The sequence below is a fragment of the Catonella sp. genome, assembly GCF_052173895.1.
GTDB lineage: Bacteria > Bacillota > Clostridia > Lachnospirales > Lachnospiraceae > Catonella.
Genome location: NZ_JBQMXS010000004.1, coordinates 44,222 through 64,055, shown reverse-complemented (window position 1 = coordinate 64,055; position 19,834 = coordinate 44,222). Strand labels below are relative to the sequence as shown.

Below are 19,834 nucleotides of genomic sequence, written 5' to 3'. Positions count from 1 at the left end.
AATGAACGAATTAATTACTACGTTAAAAGGACTACCTACTTGGAGCTACATCGTAGCAGGATTATTACTTTTTTATCTGTTAATGATTATCTTTTACTCAAAATATGCAAAAAATAGGAAGAAACAACTCTTAACTCAAAATCCTGATGCCGCTCTTATATATTGCGGAACTACTCAGTCGGGAATAAAGACTGTACAACTTCAAGTAAACACTATTGATGGTGTTAAGCATGCTGACTGGTTTAATGAAGGTATGAAACTTGTATATGCTGTAACTGCCGGAACACATACTGTAGAATCAACTGCAACTACTTCAAGACCCGGAATCCTTCATAAAACTGTAAACGAAGTCTTTGGACCTGCTAAACTTGAAGTTGAAGTAGAGCCACGCAAAAAATATAGTTTAGGCTTTGATGCCAAGAATAAAGAATTTACTTTCACAGAACTTCAGGCATAATTCTAAATTATTTAATATTTTATTTTTATAAAACAGGCTGGCAAGTACATTATTTACTTGCCAGCCTTAATCTTTTATTTATCCAAATTTACCAAACTATTATATACATCCTGTATTTCTAATGGTTTATAGAAATAGAAACCTTGAATTGTATCACATCCTGCCTCAGTAACTATCTTAAGCTCTGCTTCTGTTTCAACTCCTTCTACACAAACCAGCTTATCAAAGTTATGGCAAGCAGAAACTATAGTTTCCATAAATATCTTGCTGTCCGATGAATCCGACATTTTCTTCATAATGCTACGATCCAGCTTAACAATATCTGCCGGATATTTAAGCAACATTTCTAAAGAAGAATATCCCACACCAAAGTCATCAAGTGCCATCCTTATATTCATTCTCTTACAGCTTTCAACAAATTCCAAAAGCTTTACAGGGTCATCATTGTAATGTGTTTCTGTAAGTTCCATTACCAACCTGTTTCCATCTATACCATAGTCTTTAAGTATTTTCTCCATATAAGGAAGTAAGGTTTCATCTTTTATCTGATAATAGCTCACATTAAAGTCTAAGTAAAAATCAGGAAGATATGAATTTATCCTCTTACAAAGTTTAGCAGCTTGCCTGAATATCCACTTACCTACAGCAGGCATCAGATTATTCTCTTCAAGTATAGGCACAAATATCATTGGCGAAATATTTTGTCCAAGATACTTCCAGCGAAGTAACATCTCTCCTCCCACTATTTGATGGGTTTTAGACGAAACTATAGGCTGCATAACTACCCTAAAATTATTCATATTATTGGCAACATCCCTGCCTATTTCAAGCACCATCTGTTTCTGTTCACGATGATCACTTAAAGTCTGCTCCGAATATATTATATCTATTTCAGGCTTATTTTTAGCTATGTCTAACACGCTGCTAACATCTGTCATTATCTCAATTACCGACATATTTGAGTCTAATTCTCCTAAGATTCCTACTCCACATGGATAGCGTATAGGGAGGTTATATTCAGAATATAAATCACCTATTATTTTCTTTATCTCTTTAGATATTTCCTTCACTCCCTTTTCACATTTTTCAGAAACCATAAGTAGGAAACGTAATCCATCAAGCCTATAAAACTGTATATTACTATCAAAGTTCTTTAAAAGACCTGTAGCTATATCTTTTAATAGGTTGTTTCCTATGTTTCTGCCCCTTATCTCATTAATCTCTCCAAATCCATTCAGGCGAAAACATAAGAAGAAAGCCTTTTTCTTGTTATAAAATATAGTACTTATGTCACGCATTGCTGCCTTTTCTCTTGGAAAATTTGTAATAGGGTCGGTATCAAAGGCATGATTTAACCTTGATACATGTCCGCAGAAAAATAAAGGTTTTTCACCGGCATCATCCCACTTTATATAGCCGAAACAGCGAATCCAAAATTCTTCTCCGCCCTTATCCACAACCCTGTATATAAGGTCATGCACATTTTTCCTCAGCTTAAGCAACTCTTCTATATCATTTTCATAAAGCTCCAAGTCTTCTTTATACGGGATAAACTTCTTCCATCTGTTCAAAAGGTCATGTACTACATTGTTTTCAAAACCCCAGTTCTCCTTAATACTATCCGAAAGATACCATGCATCTTTTTGCAAATCTCCAAAATATGGATAGTTCTCACCCATTGCCATTGACTTGAAGAATACATCCAAACTGAAATAATTATTTTCTATAAAGCGGTAAAGCAGACTGGTGTGTGTATCATTAAAGTTATCTAAAAAATTATCGTTTCCACCCACTCTCCTGTCACGTATTTTACCTGAGCGAGGATCAGGCTTACTAAAATATATTGCCTTATTTTTATGTAATATGCTCTCTGCCTCAGCCAAAGCCTCATATGGATTAAGTGGAAAATCATTTGTCCAATATGAACCAAATACCATCCTATATTTTCTCTTATTGATTTCACCCTCAAACTGCGATATAAGTTCTTCAAAATATGCACTATTTATATCTACACATACAACTACAAATCTTTCTCCTGCTATTCTGTAAATGCTGTAAGTATTAAAAATTTCTTTTAAAAAGTCATTACAGCGACATATCATTACATCGCCTTCTTCAAAACCATGCTCATCATTGGTAGTTTTAAGTTCAGAAAGATCGCAGTAAACTATTCCCAACTGTTTCCAAACTTCACTTTTCTTAAAATCAAGTTTCAGTGCTTTTTTATTAAGTGCCAGAGTAAGAGGGTCATGATACTTATCATATTCCACTCTTTCCTCAAGATTTCTATGTCTTATGACATAAGAAAAGAGCGAACCTATCTTATGCAAAAGAGGTATCAGTTCTTCTTCCCATAAATTTTCAGGATTATCTATTCCTAAAAATCCCACCAGTTTTTTATGAAGATAGATCGGTACTGATATAAGTGAATGTATATCCTGAGGTTTCAGTGTAGCATACATTTGCGGATATTCAGCCTTTATTGTCTCTACATCCGGTATTATTATAGGCTTTTTTTGTTTAAACATCTCAATCCAATAATCTACTACTGAAATGCTCTCATTCTGAAGTAATTCCTGCTGAGGAATTATTCCGTCAGCACACCATTCATATGTATTGCTTATCGTCCCATTACCGTAGTCTATTTCAAAAACATATGTTCTTTCACAGTGGCAGATTTCACCTAAAAATTTCATCAAATCATCAATATTGATATTTGAACCATCAGTCAATGAATCCCACAATAGTTTGCCTAAATACTCAGTAATAGGGGAAGTATCTTTTAAATTCAGTCCTTCTTTACTCATAACAACCTTACTCCCTTAAGCTTTTTATTAAAAATTTACATTTCGCCCATAGCCGCAAGTTTCTCAGTCTGGTCTGCAACTATTAGATTTTCAATTATTTCCGTTAAATCTCCTCCCATAACTCCATCTATATTATGTGTAGTAAACTTGATTCTATGGTCTGTCACCCTTCCTTGAGGAAAATTATAAGTACGGATTTTTTCAGAACGATCTCCACTTCCTACCTGACTCTTTCTATCAGCAGCTTCTGCAGCATGTGCCTTTTCACACTCAAGTTCATATAGCCTAGAACGAAGTACCTTCATGGCCTTATCCTTATTCTTAAGCTGCGACTTCTCATCCTGACAGGAAATAACTATACCTGTAGGTATATGTGTAAGTCTTACAGCTGAATCAGTAGTATTTACACACTGTCCACCATTTCCTGACGCCCTGAATACATCAAACTTAATATCATTAGGATCTATGGTAACATCTACCTCCTCTGCCTCAGGTAAAATAGCTACTGTGGCAGCAGAAGTCTGTAACTTACCATTAGATTCTGTAACTGGAACTCTCTGCACCCTGTGAGTTCCACTCTCATATTTAAGCTTAGAAAATGCCCCCTTTCCATTTATAAGAAAGGTCACTTCCTTAAAACCACCAAGCCCATTTTCATTAAAGCTCAAAATCTCCGGTTTCCAGCGATTATTTTCTGCATATTTACAATACATACGGTAAAGTTCAGACGCAAATATAGCCGCCTCATCACCACCTGTACCTGCCCTTATCTCAACGATAACATTCTTATCATCGTTCTTATCTTTTGGAATCAAAAGCACCTTCAGTTCCTGTTCAAAAACAGGCAAAGCCGCCTTTGCCTCTGCGAGTTCTTCCCTTGCAAGCTCCTTCATCTCAGGATCACTTTCCTCTGCTATCATCCTAAGACAGTCTTCAATCTGCTCATTATTAGCCTTATATTCTTTATACTTTTCAACTATAGGCTGAAGGTCTGCCTGCTCCTTCATAAGACTTCTAAACTTATTCGGATCAGAAGCTGCCATCCCTGAAGCAAGCTCATCAGTTATTTCTTTATATCTTCCTGCGAGCGTTTCAATACTCTCAAACATTTATTTTCCTTCCTAATCATTAAAATAATAATATAATTTTCTTACATTACTACGAAACCAATATATATTTTACACAAAAACTGTTACAGTCCGGTTACACCTGTCTTTTTTGCTGCCTCAGCTGTGGCTTTTGCCACTGCATCCTTCACCCTTTTATCAAAGGCCCTAGGCAATATATATTCCTCATTCAGTTCATCTTCTGATACAAGTCCTGCTATAGCCTTTGCAGCCGCTATCTTCATTTCATCATTTATTTCACTTGCCCTTACATCGAGAGCTCCCCTAAAAATACCCGGAAAACATAAAACATTATTAACCTGATTTGGAAAATCTGACCGTCCCGTAGATACAACCCTAGCACCTGCGGCCTTAGCCTCCTCTGGAAAAATTTCAGGCGTTGGATTGGCACAAGCAAAAATAACTGCATCTTTGGCCATTGAGGTAACCATTTCCTTAGTAAGTATACCCGGTGCAGATACTCCAATAAATACATCCGCTCCCTTAATTACATCAGTAAGACTGCCCTTTTCCATGTTGAAATTGGTTATAGCCGCCATCTCCTCTTTAATTGGATTTAATCCTTCTCTTCCCTTATAAATAGCCCCTATTCTATCTGTCATAATTACATTTTTAAGCCCCATTGCCATTAGTAGTTTAATTATAGCTATTCCAGCTGCTCCTGCCCCTGATGTCACTATTCTGACATCCTCAATTTTTTTATCGACAAGTTTTAGTGCATTGATAATCCCTGCAAGTGTGACAACTGCAGTTCCATGCTGATCATCGTGAAAAATAGGAATATCTGTACATTTTTTAAGTTTTTCTTCTATTTCAAAACACCTTGGCGCAGAAATATCCTCAAGATTTACTCCACCAAAAGAGCCTGCAAGCAGAGCCACTGTCTTTACTATTTCATCTACATCTTTACTTCTTATGCAAAGTGGAATCGCATCCACATCTCCAAATGCTTTAAATAATGCACACTTTCCTTCCATTACTGGCATACCTGCCTCAGGTCCTATATCACCAAGTCCAAGCACAGCTGTACCATCTGTAACTACTGCAACCGTATTCCACCTTCTTGTCAAATCAAAGGATTTACTCACGTCATTTTGTATCTCAAGGCAGGGAGAAGCTACCCCCGGAGTATATGCAAGACTAAGCGCCTCCGAACTGTCTACCTCTGCCCTTACCTTAACTTCAATCTTACCCTTCCATTCCATGTGTTTTTCTAATGAAACTTTTCCATAATCCATAATTTTCTCCTTACTTAGACAAGTTCTTCCGGCTTAAATACCTCATCAAAACTATTTTCGTCCATATAACCAAGCTCAAGGCAGGCCTTTTTTAGACTTATTCCTTCTTTATATGCTTTCTTAGCTACCGCAGCTGCATTATCATAACCTATATAAGGTGATATACAGGTAACTAACATCAGTGAATTATGCAAATTATCGTACATTTTTTCTCTATTTGGACGTATTCCCACTGCACAGTTACAATTGAAAGAATTAATAGAATCACCAAGCAGTCTTACAGACTGTAAAAAATTATATATCAGCACCGGCATAAATACATTTAGTTCAAAATTCCCCTGTGATGCTGCCATGCCTACAGCCACATCGTTACCCATAACCTGAACAGCGACCATGGTTACTGCCTCACATTGTGTAGGATTAACCTTTCCAGGCATAATAGAACTTCCCGGCTCATTTTCCGGTATAAAAATTTCTGAAATCCCTAACCTCGGTCCTGAAGCAAGCCACCTTACATCATTTGCAATCTTCATCATATTGGCTGCTAGCCCCTTTATAGCCCCATGGCAGACTACAAGTGCATCTTTTGCTGTAAGAGCATGAAACTTGTTCTCTGCTGTAATAAAAGGCTCATCTGTAAGAACGGCAATTTTCTTCGCCACCATCTTATCAAAATTCTTAGGTGCATTGATACCTGTTCCGACGGCTGTTCCGCCTAAAGCCAGCTTATAAATCCCCTTCATAGACAATTTTATTTCTTCAAGACTGTTAATAAGCATAAATCTCCATCCGCTTATCTCCTGAGAAAACTTAATAGGTGTAGCATCCTGAAGATGGGTTCTTCCACTCTTAACTATATCATCATTTTCTTTTTCAAGTCTTTCAAATGTATAAATTAACTTTTCTATTGCGGGTAAAAGTAGTGCTTTTATTTCCATTACTGCCGCTATATGCATTGCTGTCGGAAAAGTGTCATTTGAACTCTGTGACATATTGACATCATCATTTGGGTGAAGCAGTCTTTTCCCTGAAAGCATATTTCCCCTACCTGAAATTACTTCATTCACATTCATGTTGCTCTGAGTTCCTGAGCCTGTCTGCCATACTTTTAATGGAAATTCTTTATCAAGTTCTCCTTTATAAATCTCGTCACAAACTTTTTTAATAAGTAAATATTTTTCTTCTGAAAGTCTCCCCAGTTCAAGGTTAACCTCTGCAGATGCTTTCTTCAAAATTGCAAAAGCCTTAATCACCGGCAACGGCATTAGTTCTGTCCCTATATTAAAATTAATATGTGAGCGTTCTGTCTGTGCTCCCCATAAAGCTTTTTCAGGAACATTTACTTCTCCCATAGAATCTCTTTCAATCCTATACCTCATGGCATCCTCCTATTTTCATCCCTTAAAATTCGCCATAACTATCCTGTCTAAACCTGAGTAGTCCTTAATTATCCTAATATCCGTAAACCCATTGCCATATAAAATATCAGAAACTTCACTGCCTTGATTATATCCTATTTCATAGAAAATTACAGCATTTTTATTTAAATATTTAGGAGCATATTCAGTAATTTTTCTATAAAATTTCAATCCGTCTTTATCACCATCTAAAGCAAGTCTTGGAATATACTCCCGAACTTCAGGCTGGAGTTTCTCAATCACCTCTGTTTCTATATATGGAGGATTGGAAACTATTATATCAAATTTTTCATTTATCTTATCAAATAAATCACTCTGCAAGAACTTCACATTTTGGGCTTTTAACAGCAAGGCATTTTCCTTTGCTACCTCTAAAGCTCTCTTAGAAATATCTGCCCCAACTACTTTACCCGGCTTACCTAGCAAGCTTATTGAAATAGCAATACATCCTGAGCCTGTACATAAGTCCAGTACACTTTTACCATCACACCACTTCAACACTTCTTCAACCAAAAGTTCAGTTTCCTGTTCCGGTATCAGCACATTTTCATTCACCTTAAAGCTAAACCCCATAAAATCTCTATTTCCAAGTACATAAGAAAGAGGGATTCTCTTGCTCCTTCTTTCTATAAGCCTTAAGAATTCCTCTGCCTTATCAATATCTGCTACATATTCAGGATGCAAAAAATACTCTGCTCTACTAAGTCCTGAAACTACTTCAAGCAAATACCAAGCATCTATTTCTGCCTCCTCTATATTCGCTCCTTTTAGTTTATCAGTTCCAGTTTTTAAAAGTTCTCTATAACTAAATTTTTCAGCATCCATTATTTTCGTTTACCTTTATTTTTACTACCCGTTTTACTGTTAAAAAAATGATTAAATGCATTCATTATTTCGTCATCTTCAGATGAGTTTTGTATTCTACTGTCTTTATCATTCTTCACACTTGTTTCAACAAGCAAAGGCTTATTATTCTTATACCACTTATCTTCATTCTCTTTTGTTGCTACTTTTTCTGTTTCTTCTTTTTCAATCTCCTGTTTATTATCAAGAACTGTTGCTGCCCTTATAGCAACTTCTATCATCTCCTCCCCAGGTTCACTGGAAACTATCCCATGTACTAACAGAAGAGGAATATTAAGAAAAACTGAAACAATATTTCTATCATTTAATAAGATTTCCCTGCTTTCATAAACAGCAGCAGCTACAAAAGGAATAATACACAGTCTTATCAAAATTCTAAGCAGATTATTTTCAACCCTTACAAACATAAACAAGATTAAACTTACAATAATTACCGTAAAAACATATACAGTACCACATCTATAGTAATTCCTGCTCATTCTCCTTACATTAGAAACTGTCAGTGGAATTCCTTTCTTAAAGCAATTTAAAGCCTTATGCCCTGCTCCAAGATACATATACATTCTTTTAATTTCGGGAAATATCGAAATTAAAATTACATATAAAATTAACAATACTAGCCTTATTATCCCCTCAATGAATATCCGAACAAAACCTGTTCCCATTATACTTCCACAAATAGCATTGATTCCATAAGGCAAAACAACGAAAAGTCCTATTGCAAGTGAGATTAATGTTATTGCAATCAATAGCTGTAGAGTACCTTTTTTTTCAGCAATCTTTTCCTTATTTTCCTGTTCTTCATAAAATTTACCAAGAACAGAAAAATTTTTTATCCCAAGATATAATTCCTCTATAAAACTCACAATACCTCTTATAAAAGGCATTGCTAAAAATCCTTTTTCTTTTAAAACATTATTAAGTCTCTCTACTGTCACTTCGATGTCATTATCAGGTTTGCGAACTGCTACTGCATATTTATCTGCATTTTTCATCAGTACACCTTCAAGAACAGCCTGTCCGCTCATCCCAAAAGTTCCCATAAAGTCCTCCTAAAAAAATAAGACCATCGCATTGGTGATTCCGTCTTTTCATAACAATTTCTGCTATGTTGACGCTCTCGTCTTCCTGCGACAGTCTCTCTTTTCCTGTATTAGTCCTGCTTGATTCCGTATCTACGATTGAACTTGTCAATAGCACCACGAGCTGATGCAGCTCTCTGCTGTCCTGTGTAAAATGGATGGCACTTTGAGCATACTTCAACATGAATTGAATCTTTTGTTGAACCTGTAGTAAATTCATTACCGCAGTTACATACTACCTTGCACTCATGATACTCTGGATGGATTCCTTCTCTCATAATTATTCACCTTCCTCACTAGTCTGATTGGATTTTGCCAATCTATTTAATATAAACAACTTTATCATTATAACACAGATACCTCTTATTTGCAAGATACTACTTCTAACTCAGAACGTCTACTGCAGTCAGCACTCATTGCACTATCAATCAGCCAAAAAAGTTCAAGCACACTCCTAAAATATTCCTCTGCATCTCCTTCAATCCATTTAACCGTTCCCTGCCAGCTCGCATTATTTCTATATTGTATTCTTATTGCAAAAGTGGCTACCTTTCCTTTAGATGCATGATCTTTATCTGTAAAAAATATAGCTCTGGAATCGGCATGTGAATATTTTGTAAAACTTCTTTTTTCCATTCCACTCATTGGACAACCTATTTCATCCATAAGTGAATCCAGTTCTTTTATGAGTTGTTGAAAACTCCTTATCTGAACACACTGAGTATAAAAGGGATTATAAAGTTTTCCCGAAAAATCTGCACTACTATAATCATCAACTGCTATTACACTTGTTCTAAACTCTTCCGAAATATATATCTTTTTCGTACTAATATCTCTCATAAACTCCTCCATTAAATTCTTAATTCTATTATAGGACTCCCCTTGCCTTCTATATAATCCCTAGTAATTATTACTTTACCTATATTATTGTCTTTAGGTATTTCATACATTATATCCAACATAAATTCCTCTATTATTGCCCTAAGAGCCCTTGCTCCTGTCTTCCTCTCAAGAGCCCTCTCAGCAATAATATCTTTAGCATCTTCTGAAAATTCCAGTTTAACTTCATCTAGTTCCAACAATTTTTCATACTGTTTTAAAATTGCATTCTTAGGCTCTGAAAGTACTCTAATAAGCATATCTTTATCAAGTTCCTCTACTGCAAACACTATAGGAAGTCTTCCTAAAAACTCAGGAATCATGCCATACTTCCTCAAATCTTCCGTACTCGTCTTACTGAGTATATTCTTATCATTATCATACTTATCCTTAAGGTCGGCCTTAAACCCTATTGCAGCTTGATTATTCAGTCTCCTTTTCACTATATCACTTAGATCCGGAAAAGCTCCTCCGCATATAAAGAGTATATTTCTTGTATTTATAGTAGCCATAGGCACCATAGCATTTTTACTTGTCGCCCCTACAGGTATCTCTACCTCCGAACCTTCCAAAAGCTTAAGAAGTCCCTGCTGTACCGCCTCACCACTCACGTCCCTGCTATGTGTATTCTTCTTCTTCGCAATCTTATCTATTTCATCTATAAATACTATGCCATGCTCTGCAGCCTCCACATCATTATCTGCATCTGCAAGCAGCTTGCTAAGTACACTTTCTACATCATCACCTATATATCCTGCCTCTGTAAGAGTTGTAGCATCTGTAATCGCAATAGGCACTTGCAAGAGTCTGGCAAGATTTTTAACTAAATAAGTTTTGCCACTTCCTGTAGGGCCAAGCATAAGCATATTGGACTTCTCTATTTCTATATCCTCTTCTTTTCTTTCCTTTTCAGCAGCCACCCTCTTGTAATGGTTGTAAACAGCAACAGCCATCTGTTTCTTAGCTACTTCCTGACCTATAACATACTCATCAAGTTTTTCCTTTATTATATGTGGCGCAGGAATATTATTAAAATCTATTTCCGCCTTTTTCTTTTTCTTCTTATTCTTCTTTTTTAAATTACTCTGCCCTTGAAACATCTCCGGCAAAAATCCAAAACTAAACATAGGCGGATTCTGTCTACTGCTTTCTGCCTTTGTATCTTTTTCTTCCTTTTCCTTATCTTCAGCGTCTTCTTTCTCCTGCTCTTTCTGTACAGGTTTTTCTGTTTTCTGATTGTCCGGTTGAAATCCGTTCATATTAAAATAATCCGACATAGGAGATGTATTAAACGCATTAAGTGTTTTCTGCATACAGTCATTACATATAGTTATGTTTGGTGGTAAATGGAGCATACTACCCACCTTACTTTCAGTCCTTCTACATATATAACAAATTTCTTCTGCCATTTTAAATCCTCTTCTTCAATAATAGGTTCTACTTTAAATATAAATAGTATAACTCTTTGAATAATAGATTTCAAGAGTACTATTTTATAAAGAAAACAAGGGATGGTTTTATTCCATCCCCTGTTTATTATCAAGTTCCCTTTCATCCCCATCAGGAATGTAGGCTACAATATCACTTATTTCACAATCCAATAGCTTACATAACTTATTTATTGTTGCAGTGGTTATATGTCCGCCTTTTCTTATGTGGTTAAGCTGTGAGTTACTAACTCCATATTGCATTATCAGTTTGTACTGCGAAATCCCTCTCTCCTTTAAAACCTCCCAAAATCCATCATAACTAATTATAATAATCACCTCTTTTACTTAATCTTAGGTTTCAAAGTTGCCCATATTTCCTATACTTAGAAATACTGTCTGCTAATAGGTATTTTAGATTAAGTTAATTTTAAAGAATTAGATCCGAGTACATATATCTAGCTTTAGATTATCATTAATTCTTATAAAGTCAATATTAATCTTACTTATTAATTGCACTTTATTTATCACTTTATTCGTCATAATATACAACAGTGCAATTATGGCAACAAGCAAATACCAACTTGGCCTTATTCTTAAATGATTTTCTTTAGATAAAACAGCTCTTTATCAGCTCTATAATTATGTCCTGTTCCTCTTTGATCATTTTAATATCACTCGGCAGGCACAACCCCCTGTCAAAGATATCAGAACCGGTATCAACAAAATTTTCTTCAAGTTCTCTTATACTTCCTTTTTCAGTAATAAAGTCTTTATCTCTGAAATACGGCTGTAAATGCATAGGTTTCCATATTGGCCTACTTTCTACATTATGCCTTGCAAGCACCTCCCTTATTTCCTCCGGTGATGTCTTTCCACATTCACTTATATAAAGTCTATCACTAAAATTTAGATTATTATACTTTTCTCTCTTAAAAATTTCAATAGGGCTTAATGCCTTATCAATAATTTTTTTATCTCTCACCGCAAAGAAATTTGTCCCCCCCGTCTTATCTCCTTCATAATTTGGTATAAATCGACTTCTGTCCTGAGGAGCCATAGCATCCTTATCTATTATAATGCAGGAAAGCCAATAATTAGGGTCTGCCTCAGGAAGTATAGGATTCATTTTAAGTGGAAGATTTTTAAATCCCTCTCTATACCGCTCATATATTTCTCTCTTCCTTGCCTTATGCTCATCCAAATGTAATAGCTGTCCCCTACCTATGCCGGCAAGTATATTTGACAACCTGTAGTTATAACCAAGTTCCTCATGCTGATACCAAGGATAAGGTTCTCTCGCCTGAGTAGCCCAAAACTTAGCCTTATCTATTGCCTTACCATCTTCTGAAATTAACATTCCTCCACCTGAGGTTGTTATTATTTTATTTCCATTAAAACTAATTACATTGTAATGACCAAAAGTTCCTGTCTTCTTCCCTTTATATGATGCTCCAAATGACTCTGCTGCATCCTCTATAAGCACAGCCTGATGCTCATCACAAATAGCCCTTATTTCATCCAGTTTTGCCGGTATTCCATAAAGATTAACTGCTACTACACATTTTGTATCGGGATATTTAATAAACGCCTCTCTAAGTGCCTTAGGACTAATATTCCAGCTTTCATACTCACTGTCAATAAATACCTGTTCTCCTTTTTCATAAGACACAGGGTTCACTGTCGCATCAAAGGTTAAATCAGAGCAAAATACCCTGTCCCCCTCTTTAATACCTGCCAACTTATATGCCAAATGCAAAGCAGCAGTTCCGGATGCAAGTCCCACACTATGAAGTCCACCTCCAAGATACTTACAGACTCCACTTTCAAGTTCATCCAAGTTCTTTCCAATGGTAGAGACCCAGTTTGTATCAAACGCCTCCTTCACAAACTCCTGTTCATCTCCATGCATTGTCGGTGAAGAAAGCCATATCCGTTTCTCGAACTTTTTAAATTCCATTTTGCCGCCTCCATAACACAGCTATTGCTAATAAATATACACTTAAAATCAATATTATTCAAGTATTTCTACAAAATTTCTTATCCATTTGGGCTAGAAATAATACCACTTAGGTGTTAAAATATTTCTAAAATTCAACCAAACTTAAGGAGTGTTTATGATACTATCAAGTCTACCATCTTCTGATGGCTTTTATATGCCGGGAGAATTTGAACCTCACCTCGGAACTATCATGGTCTGGCCAACTCGCCCTGGAAGTTTTCCTTATAACGGAAAAGATGCAAAGCCTGCTTTTGCTCAAATCATAAAAAATATTATCAAGTATGAAAAATTATTTTTAGTCTGTGATGAAAACAATAAAGAAGAACTTACTACATATTTTACTGATACCGACTTTACACCAAACGGAAATATTGAGTTAGTCATAGCTGAAACAGATGATGCCTGGGCTAGAGATACCTCACCAACCTTTGTCACAAACAAATACGAGGTAAGGGGCATTGACTGGGTTTTCAATGCTTGGGGAGGAGAAGTTGACGGATTGTTTCCAACCTACGAAAATGACGATATGTTAGCCTCTACTTTTTGTAATAAATACGGGTATGACTATTATGACCTGCATAAAACAGGATTTGTACTGGAGGGAGGCTCTATCCATTCTGATGGTGAAGGTACAATACTTGTTACTGAATCCTGCTTATTAAGTAAAGGAAGAAATCCTCAGCTTTCCAAAAAGGAAATAGAGGATGTTTTGCTTAATTATCTCGGTGCAAAAAAAATAATCTGGCTTCCATACGGCATATATAATGATGAAACTAACGAGCATATAGATAATGTATGTACCTTTGTAAAACCTGGCGAAGTTGTACTGGCTTGGACTGATGGCGAAACCGACCCTCAATATAAAATGAGCCTTGCTGACTTACAATTACTCCAAAACGAAACAGATGCACTGGGTAGAAACTTTATCATCCATAAGCTCCCTATACCTAAGAAACCAATTTTAGTAACAGATGAAGACCTGAACGGATATAACTTTGAAGAGGGTGAGGCCATGCGTGATGTCGGAGAACGCCTTGCTGCAAGCTATATAAATTTTTATATTACAAACGGAAGTGTAATTGTGCCTGCTTTTGATGACGAAAATGATGAAATTGCTATGAATATTCTTTCTAAGCTATTTCCTGAAAGAGAAGTTGTACAAATAAGGTCTAGGAGCATCTTGGCAGGTGGTGGAAACATTCACTGTATTACAGGCCAAGTCCCCCTCACCGGTGAAAGAAAGGAAAAATAATGAGAAACATAACAGTTAGTGCAATTCAGATGAACTGCTTTCCTAATCCAAAGGAAAGTATAGAAAAAGCTGAAAGCCTTCTACTTCAAGCTGTAAATAAAGGTGCAAAGTTAATTTTACTTCCAGAACTTTTTGAAAGACAGTACTTTTGTCAAGAACGAAGATATGATTATTATTCTTTTGCAAAACCGGCATTAGAAAATGATGCTGTTAAGCATTTTATTGAAGTAAGCAGAAAAACGGAAACCGTAATCCCTATCAGTTTTTATGAGAAAGATGGAAATGTACTTTATAATTCGGCTGCCGTATTAGACTGTGGAAATTTTCTTGGCATATATAGAAAAACTCATATACCTGATGACCATTTTTACCAAGAAAAATTCTATTTCACTCCCGGAAATACCGGATTTAAAGTATGGGACACCAGTGTTGGTAAAGTCGGCATAGGCATCTGCTGGGATCAGTGGTTTCCTGAAACAGCAAGAAGTCTTGCTATTAACGGTGCAGAGATATTGCTTTATCCTACAGCAATAGGCTCTGAACCTGTGTTAAATACCGATAGCTGTGGACATTGGCAGAGAACTATGCAGGGACATTCGGCAGCTAATATTATACCTGTAGTGGCTGCTAACCGAATTGGCACTGAGGCTGTAGATCCTTGTGAAAAAAATAACAATCAGTCTTCATCACTTACTTTCTATGGTTCTTCTTTTATTACCGATATGACAGGAGACATCATTGAACAGGCTGGAAGAACTGAAGAAATTATTCTTACTCATACCTTTGATTTAGATGAAATCAACTCTGCAAGACTTGAATGGGGGCTTATGAGAGACAGGCGTCCGGAGTGTTATAAGGATATTATAAAATAAATAAGAACCACAGAATACTGAATTAACAGCTTTCTGTGGTTTTATCTTTACTTTAATTTAATTATCATCTCAACAGGATTATGGTCTGAATTCTCAAAATCAAGTCCGATTGTCCTTTGTGAAAGCACCTCAATGTTTTTCGATACAATGAAACCATCAATTACATAGTATTGAAACTTACTATCATTTTTATCATAAGCCCTATCAAGCGAGCGACAAGTAGGTACAGTTTCATCCATATAAAGGTTAAAATTCTTTAAAAAAGGCTCTGCATCCAGTTTTCCCGGTTTCCATAAGCCGATATTTCCAACTTCAAACTTTGATACATCTTCAGTAGAAAATACTTGGTTAAAATCTCCACCTGCTATTACATAGTTTCCGGCTTCATACTCTTTCTTCATTTCATCAAGCAAAGCCTGAGTCTGAGCTATCTTACCTGCACCGGAATCATATGCCTCCAAATGGAGATTAATAGCTACAAGTTTCTTGTCACTTCCACTTATCGGAATTTTATCCACTAATAGGCATCTTTTTAGATTGCAGGTACTAACCGGCCACGTAAACGGCACCGGAAGACTCACTCTTTCAGCACTTTCCACTTTAAACCTACTTAAAGACATTATTCCTGCCTCCACATTTCTTAATGGTGGAAAGGGAAAAGGTACAAATAAGGATTTAAAATTAATTGCAAAAGCTGAAAGCCTATCAGAAAATTGATTAGAAATTATTTTTTCCTCATTAGCATTATAACTGCGATAAGATTTTCTGTCTACTTCCTGTAAAAAATATATGTCAGCATCAAATTCATTTAATTTTTCAACTATATTTTTAATATTATTATCCAGCTCTTCCTCAGTTTGGCTTACAACTTTTTTACCACCATCCATAAAAAAATCTGCTGTAGCCCCTAGATTACAATATCCAATATTCCAGCTTATAAGCTTAATTTCTTTAGAAAAACCTGCCTCATCCATAGCCTGTCCTGTTAATAATAGTTTCTCAACATTACCTGGCTTATATTCTGTAACTGTCAATACTGTAATCAATACTCCAGCCCCCACTACAAGAGCCAGTATTGTCCACAGAAATCCTTTTATACAAATTTTAGCAGTTCTACTCATCTTTTATCTTTCCTACTCCCTTTAATAACATCATCCTTAAAATCTAACAGACCTCTGTCTATCATATTTTCAACTATAGTTTTCTTCACATGGACATCAAAACATAATGATGCTATAAAAGCAAAGTTATTGAGATATTTTTTCTTCTTCTCGTCTTCTTCATCTTCAAAGCTTTCTTTCGATCTATTAAATGCTTTCAAAACTGACCTTGAAATATCAGTGGTTGCACTCTTGCAAGTCTCAAAAATCTCATCATAAATATTGCCCAATGAAAAATCATCTTCATTTTTACCAAAAAAATTCTCCGTAAGCGGAGTCAGAATGCTATTAATATCTTTTATTGACAATACATTCTTAAAATAATATATGAAAATCAAAAGTAGCATATGATCCTTGCCATACTTTTTCTTTTCAGGCGAAGGAAGTAGCTTATTCTTAGTATAATTATTAATCATGGCCTTAGTTAGCATTTTGTCCCCCTCATATCTTTTAAGAGATGCAAAATGATCATCCATAAACTTAATAACCTGATCCATATATAGCTCAATATCAGGAATCTCATCAATTTTAATATAATCAAGAGACCTTATCCTATCAGCTACTTCCTCCACAAATTCTTTCTTGTTTTCCTTATCCATTGTAGGTTATTTGGTTTCCTCTACTATTTCTTCTACTTCTGGCTCGGCAAATACTTCATCTCCATAAACATCATCAAAATCATCCTCAAAATCCACAAGCTTATCCGGAACAAAAAAGTAGTATACAGCGTAAGCGATACCTGCAATAAGTGCAATTGCTCCCACTATAACAAGGGCAACTACATAAGGATTGTCCTTTTTAGATTCACTCTCCTTTATAGGATGAAGTAGTGAATTCATTTTTGCTACATTCAATAACTCTTCAATTTTCTTATCCATAGTCTACTCCTTTATTAAATTTAATAAAATTAGTATAACACACTTTGTTTAATAATACTATTATCAGTTTATTTTTTTTAATCCTGCCATACCTAATTTTAATTTTCTCACTCCATAAGTATCATTTTTAAATCTTACAGACACTATTCCAACTTCATTAGATATATCTATTATCTCTCCTTCTCCAAACTTAACATGGCTTACCATATCTCCAATTCCTACTGCATCCGATTTACTAGGTACCTGCTTAAATCCCTTGCTGATATATGGATTTTCAGCAAAAAGTCCATGTTTTTCAGATTCTGATGATGCCTCCCTAAAAATACTTACAAGCCCCTCATTATTTTGAAGTTTCGCCCTTGACAAAAGGTGCTCTGGAATTTCACTTATAAACCTAGATGGCCTGTTCCACTGCCTATCTCCCCTAATCATCCTCATCTTTGCATTAGAGAGATATAACTTTTCCATAGCTCTTGTAATTCCTACATAACATAGCCTTCTTTCTTCCTCAAGTTCACTCTCATCCTCTGCATACAAACTCATTCGCCCCGGAAAAAGTCCTTCCTCCATACCTACAATAAATACTATCTTAAACTCAAGTCCCTTTGCCGAATGAAGTGTCATAAGGGTAACTTTATCTTTATTATCACTGTCCTTATTGTCTGCATCAGTTAAAAGAGATACTTCTGCAAGAAAATCTGCCAATTTTGCACTACCCTCATCCTGTTTTCCAAGCTCAAACACTGCAACTTTATTTATAAGTTCATAAATATTGTCAATTCTTCCCCTTGCCTCATCAGTATTTTCAAGCCTTAATCCTTCAATATATTCAATTTCTTCTATAAGTATCTCTATCTCATTTTTTAAATTTTTAGCATCATTAAATTCCCTTATTTTAGCTTCAACATAAGCTACAAACTTCTCTACTTTTGCCACTGCCCTGCTAAGTCCCGGTATTGCACTTACCCTCATACAAGCCTCAAAGAATGAAATATCTTTTTCTATCGCATAATCAGCAATCCTATCTTCTGTTGTACTTCCTATACCTCTTTTGGGTACATTAAGTATCCTCCTTACCTGAGTATCATCTTTAGGATTATTTATTACCTTTAAATATGCCAATATATCTTTTATTTCTCTTCTGCTGTAAAAGTTTGTCCCTCCATAGAGCTTGTACGGAATATTATCATATACAAGTTTTTCTTCTACTGCACGAGACTGTGCATTTGTACGATATAAAACTGCAATATCTGAATAATCTACTTTTCCTGCCTCAACAGTACGCCTTATAATATTTGTTACTCCCTCTGCCTCTCTATCACCTGTATCATAAGTTTTATAAGAAATAGATGCTCCACCTTCTTTATTTGTCCATAACTTCTTATCCTTTCTCATAGTATTATTGCTAATCACTCCATTTGCAGCTTCAAGAATATTACCTGTTGAACGGTAATTTTCTTCCAACTTAATAACTAGGCAAGACGGATATATTTTTTCAAAATTCAATATATTTCTTATATCCGCTCCTCTAAATTTATAGATTGACTGATCATCATCTCCTACTACACAGAGATTATTTTCTATTTCACCATCTTCATTCACAAAGTTGGCAAGCATTTTTAATAATTTAAACTGAACAATGTTAGTATCCTGATACTCATCTACAAGGATATAACGGAATCTTCTCTGATAATATTCTAAGGTTTCCACATCTGTTTGAAAAAGCTCTACCGTCTTCACCAAAATATCATCAAAATCTAAGGCATTGTTATTTTTCATCCTCTTTTCATATTCCAAATAAACCCTTGCAAAAATATCCTTATCTGCTCCAAATGAAGAGTTTGCTGCAAATTTTTCAGCATCTATAAAGTCATTTTTTGCATTGGATATGATATTTAGACAGGTCTTTTCAGAAAACTTCTTACTATCAATATTGAGTGATTTAAGCACTTGTTTTATTACTGCCTTGGTATCATCAGTATCATATATGTTAAATTTCCTGTCATATCCTATCTTATCTATAAACCTCCTCAAAATCTTGACACAGGCTGAATGAAAGGTTGAAACCCAGATATCTTCCGCCTCTTCATCCAAGAGTTGATTTACCCTCTCTCTCATTTCCTTAGCAGCCTTATTGGTAAAGGTAAGTGCCAAAATATTCCATGGATTCACTCCATATTCTTTAATAAGGTATGCTATCCTCCTTGTAAGTACCCTAGTTTTACCGGAACCTGCCCCTGCTAAAATGAGCAGTGGCCCATTTTCATGCACCACTGCTTTTCTTTGTTCAGGGTTTAAATTATCTAAAATATTCATATTTTTTCCCTTTACACTGACTTAATCACTTCTATCCTTGTTATCTTATCCCCAT

Annotated in this window: 18 protein-coding genes; 3 read left to right on the top strand and 15 right to left on the bottom strand. The window is 35.5% G+C overall.

The genetic code is table 11. The features are described from left to right. The first annotated feature begins 1 nt into the window (after window position 1). Window positions 2–457 carry a hypothetical protein gene (locus tag ACTTG8_RS01840; RefSeq protein ID WP_442560419.1) on the top strand — a complete coding sequence of 152 codons (456 nt, stop codon included), beginning with the start codon at window positions 2–4 and terminating at the stop codon, window positions 455–457. A 74-nt stretch (window positions 458–531) separates the two neighbouring features. Here the strand turns inward: ACTTG8_RS01840 and ACTTG8_RS01835 are convergent, their stop codons facing one another. From ACTTG8_RS01835 to ACTTG8_RS01785, 11 genes are all read right to left on the bottom strand, one after another. After that, window positions 532–3,264, bottom strand: a complete 2,733-nt coding sequence (locus ACTTG8_RS01835; RefSeq protein WP_442560418.1) for an EAL domain-containing protein — start codon at window positions 3,262–3,264, stop codon at window positions 532–534. 35 nt (window positions 3,265–3,299) lie between these two features. After that, the gene (prfA, locus tag ACTTG8_RS01830) at window positions 3,300–4,373 is read right to left on the bottom strand and encodes a peptide chain release factor 1 (protein WP_442560417.1); all 1,074 of its coding nucleotides are present in this window, start codon (window positions 4,371–4,373) and stop codon (window positions 3,300–3,302) included. An 83-nt stretch (window positions 4,374–4,456) separates the two neighbouring features. Beyond that, entirely contained in the window at window positions 4,457–5,629 is a 1,173-nt protein-coding gene (locus ACTTG8_RS01825; protein WP_442560416.1) for an NAD(P)-dependent malic enzyme, read from the bottom strand. A gap of 14 nt (window positions 5,630–5,643) precedes the next feature. Further along, window positions 5,644–7,008, bottom strand: a complete 1,365-nt coding sequence (gene fumC, locus ACTTG8_RS01820; protein WP_442560415.1) for a class II fumarate hydratase — start codon at window positions 7,006–7,008, stop codon at window positions 5,644–5,646. A 15-nt stretch (window positions 7,009–7,023) separates the two neighbouring features. Continuing rightward, window positions 7,024–7,872, bottom strand: coding sequence for a peptide chain release factor N(5)-glutamine methyltransferase (gene prmC, locus ACTTG8_RS01815; protein WP_442560414.1), 849 nt, complete (start codon window positions 7,870–7,872; stop codon window positions 7,024–7,026). Next, window positions 7,872–8,954 (bottom strand): DUF1385 domain-containing protein, encoded by a 1,083-nt coding sequence (locus ACTTG8_RS01810; RefSeq protein WP_442560413.1) that lies wholly within the window; start codon window positions 8,952–8,954, stop codon window positions 7,872–7,874. The genes prmC and ACTTG8_RS01810 overlap by 1 nt, the downstream gene beginning before the upstream one ends. Before the next feature lie 110 nt (window positions 8,955–9,064). After that, window positions 9,065–9,271, bottom strand: a complete 207-nt coding sequence (gene rpmE, locus ACTTG8_RS01805; RefSeq protein WP_442560412.1) for a 50S ribosomal protein L31 — start codon at window positions 9,269–9,271, stop codon at window positions 9,065–9,067. Window positions 9,272–9,356: 85 nt separating this feature from the next. After that, window positions 9,357–9,833, bottom strand: coding sequence for a hypothetical protein (locus ACTTG8_RS01800; RefSeq protein WP_442560411.1), 477 nt, complete (start codon window positions 9,831–9,833; stop codon window positions 9,357–9,359). A gap of 11 nt (window positions 9,834–9,844) precedes the next feature. Then, window positions 9,845–11,281: an ATP-dependent Clp protease ATP-binding subunit ClpX gene (clpX, locus tag ACTTG8_RS01795; RefSeq protein ID WP_442560410.1), complete on the bottom strand. Its 1,437-nt coding sequence runs from the start codon at window positions 11,279–11,281 to the stop codon at window positions 9,845–9,847. Window positions 11,282–11,389: 108 nt separating this feature from the next. Further along, window positions 11,390–11,638: a helix-turn-helix domain-containing protein gene (locus ACTTG8_RS01790; RefSeq protein ID WP_442560409.1), complete on the bottom strand. Its 249-nt coding sequence runs from the start codon at window positions 11,636–11,638 to the stop codon at window positions 11,390–11,392. A 271-nt stretch (window positions 11,639–11,909) separates the two neighbouring features. Then, entirely contained in the window at window positions 11,910–13,259 is a 1,350-nt protein-coding gene (locus tag ACTTG8_RS01785) for a DegT/DnrJ/EryC1/StrS family aminotransferase (RefSeq protein WP_442560408.1), read from the bottom strand. 157 nt (window positions 13,260–13,416) lie between these two features. On the opposite strand from ACTTG8_RS01785, the gene aguA reads away from it, so the two are divergent. Both aguA and aguB read left to right on the top strand, forming a co-directional pair. Continuing rightward, window positions 13,417–14,553 (top strand): agmatine deiminase, encoded by a 1,137-nt coding sequence (gene aguA, locus ACTTG8_RS01780; RefSeq protein WP_442560407.1) that lies wholly within the window; start codon window positions 13,417–13,419, stop codon window positions 14,551–14,553. Continuing rightward, the gene (gene aguB, locus ACTTG8_RS01775; RefSeq protein ID WP_442560406.1) at window positions 14,553–15,425 is read left to right on the top strand and encodes an N-carbamoylputrescine amidase; all 873 of its coding nucleotides are present in this window, start codon (window positions 14,553–14,555) and stop codon (window positions 15,423–15,425) included. The genes aguA and aguB overlap by 1 nt, the downstream gene beginning before the upstream one ends. A gap of 47 nt (window positions 15,426–15,472) precedes the next feature. Here aguB and ACTTG8_RS01770 read toward each other — a convergent pair whose 3' ends face one another. The 4 genes from ACTTG8_RS01770 to ACTTG8_RS01755 all read right to left on the bottom strand — a co-directional run bounded on the left by ACTTG8_RS01770 (window position 15,473) and on the right by ACTTG8_RS01755 (window position 19,779). After that, complete coding sequence (locus tag ACTTG8_RS01770) at window positions 15,473–16,546, bottom strand: endonuclease/exonuclease/phosphatase family protein (protein WP_442560405.1); 1,074 nt, start codon at window positions 16,544–16,546, stop codon at window positions 15,473–15,475. Further along, the gene (locus tag ACTTG8_RS01765; protein WP_442560404.1) at window positions 16,543–17,184 is read right to left on the bottom strand and encodes a DUF1836 domain-containing protein; all 642 of its coding nucleotides are present in this window, start codon (window positions 17,182–17,184) and stop codon (window positions 16,543–16,545) included. The genes ACTTG8_RS01770 and ACTTG8_RS01765 overlap by 4 nt, the downstream gene beginning before the upstream one ends. 6 nt (window positions 17,185–17,190) lie before the next feature. Next, window positions 17,191–17,463, bottom strand: a complete 273-nt coding sequence (locus ACTTG8_RS01760; RefSeq protein ID WP_442560403.1) for a DUF4366 domain-containing protein — start codon at window positions 17,461–17,463, stop codon at window positions 17,191–17,193. A 63-nt stretch (window positions 17,464–17,526) separates the two neighbouring features. After that, window positions 17,527–19,779, bottom strand: a complete 2,253-nt coding sequence (locus ACTTG8_RS01755; protein ID WP_442560402.1) for an ATP-dependent helicase — start codon at window positions 19,777–19,779, stop codon at window positions 17,527–17,529. Window positions 19,780–19,834 lie beyond the last annotated feature (55 nt).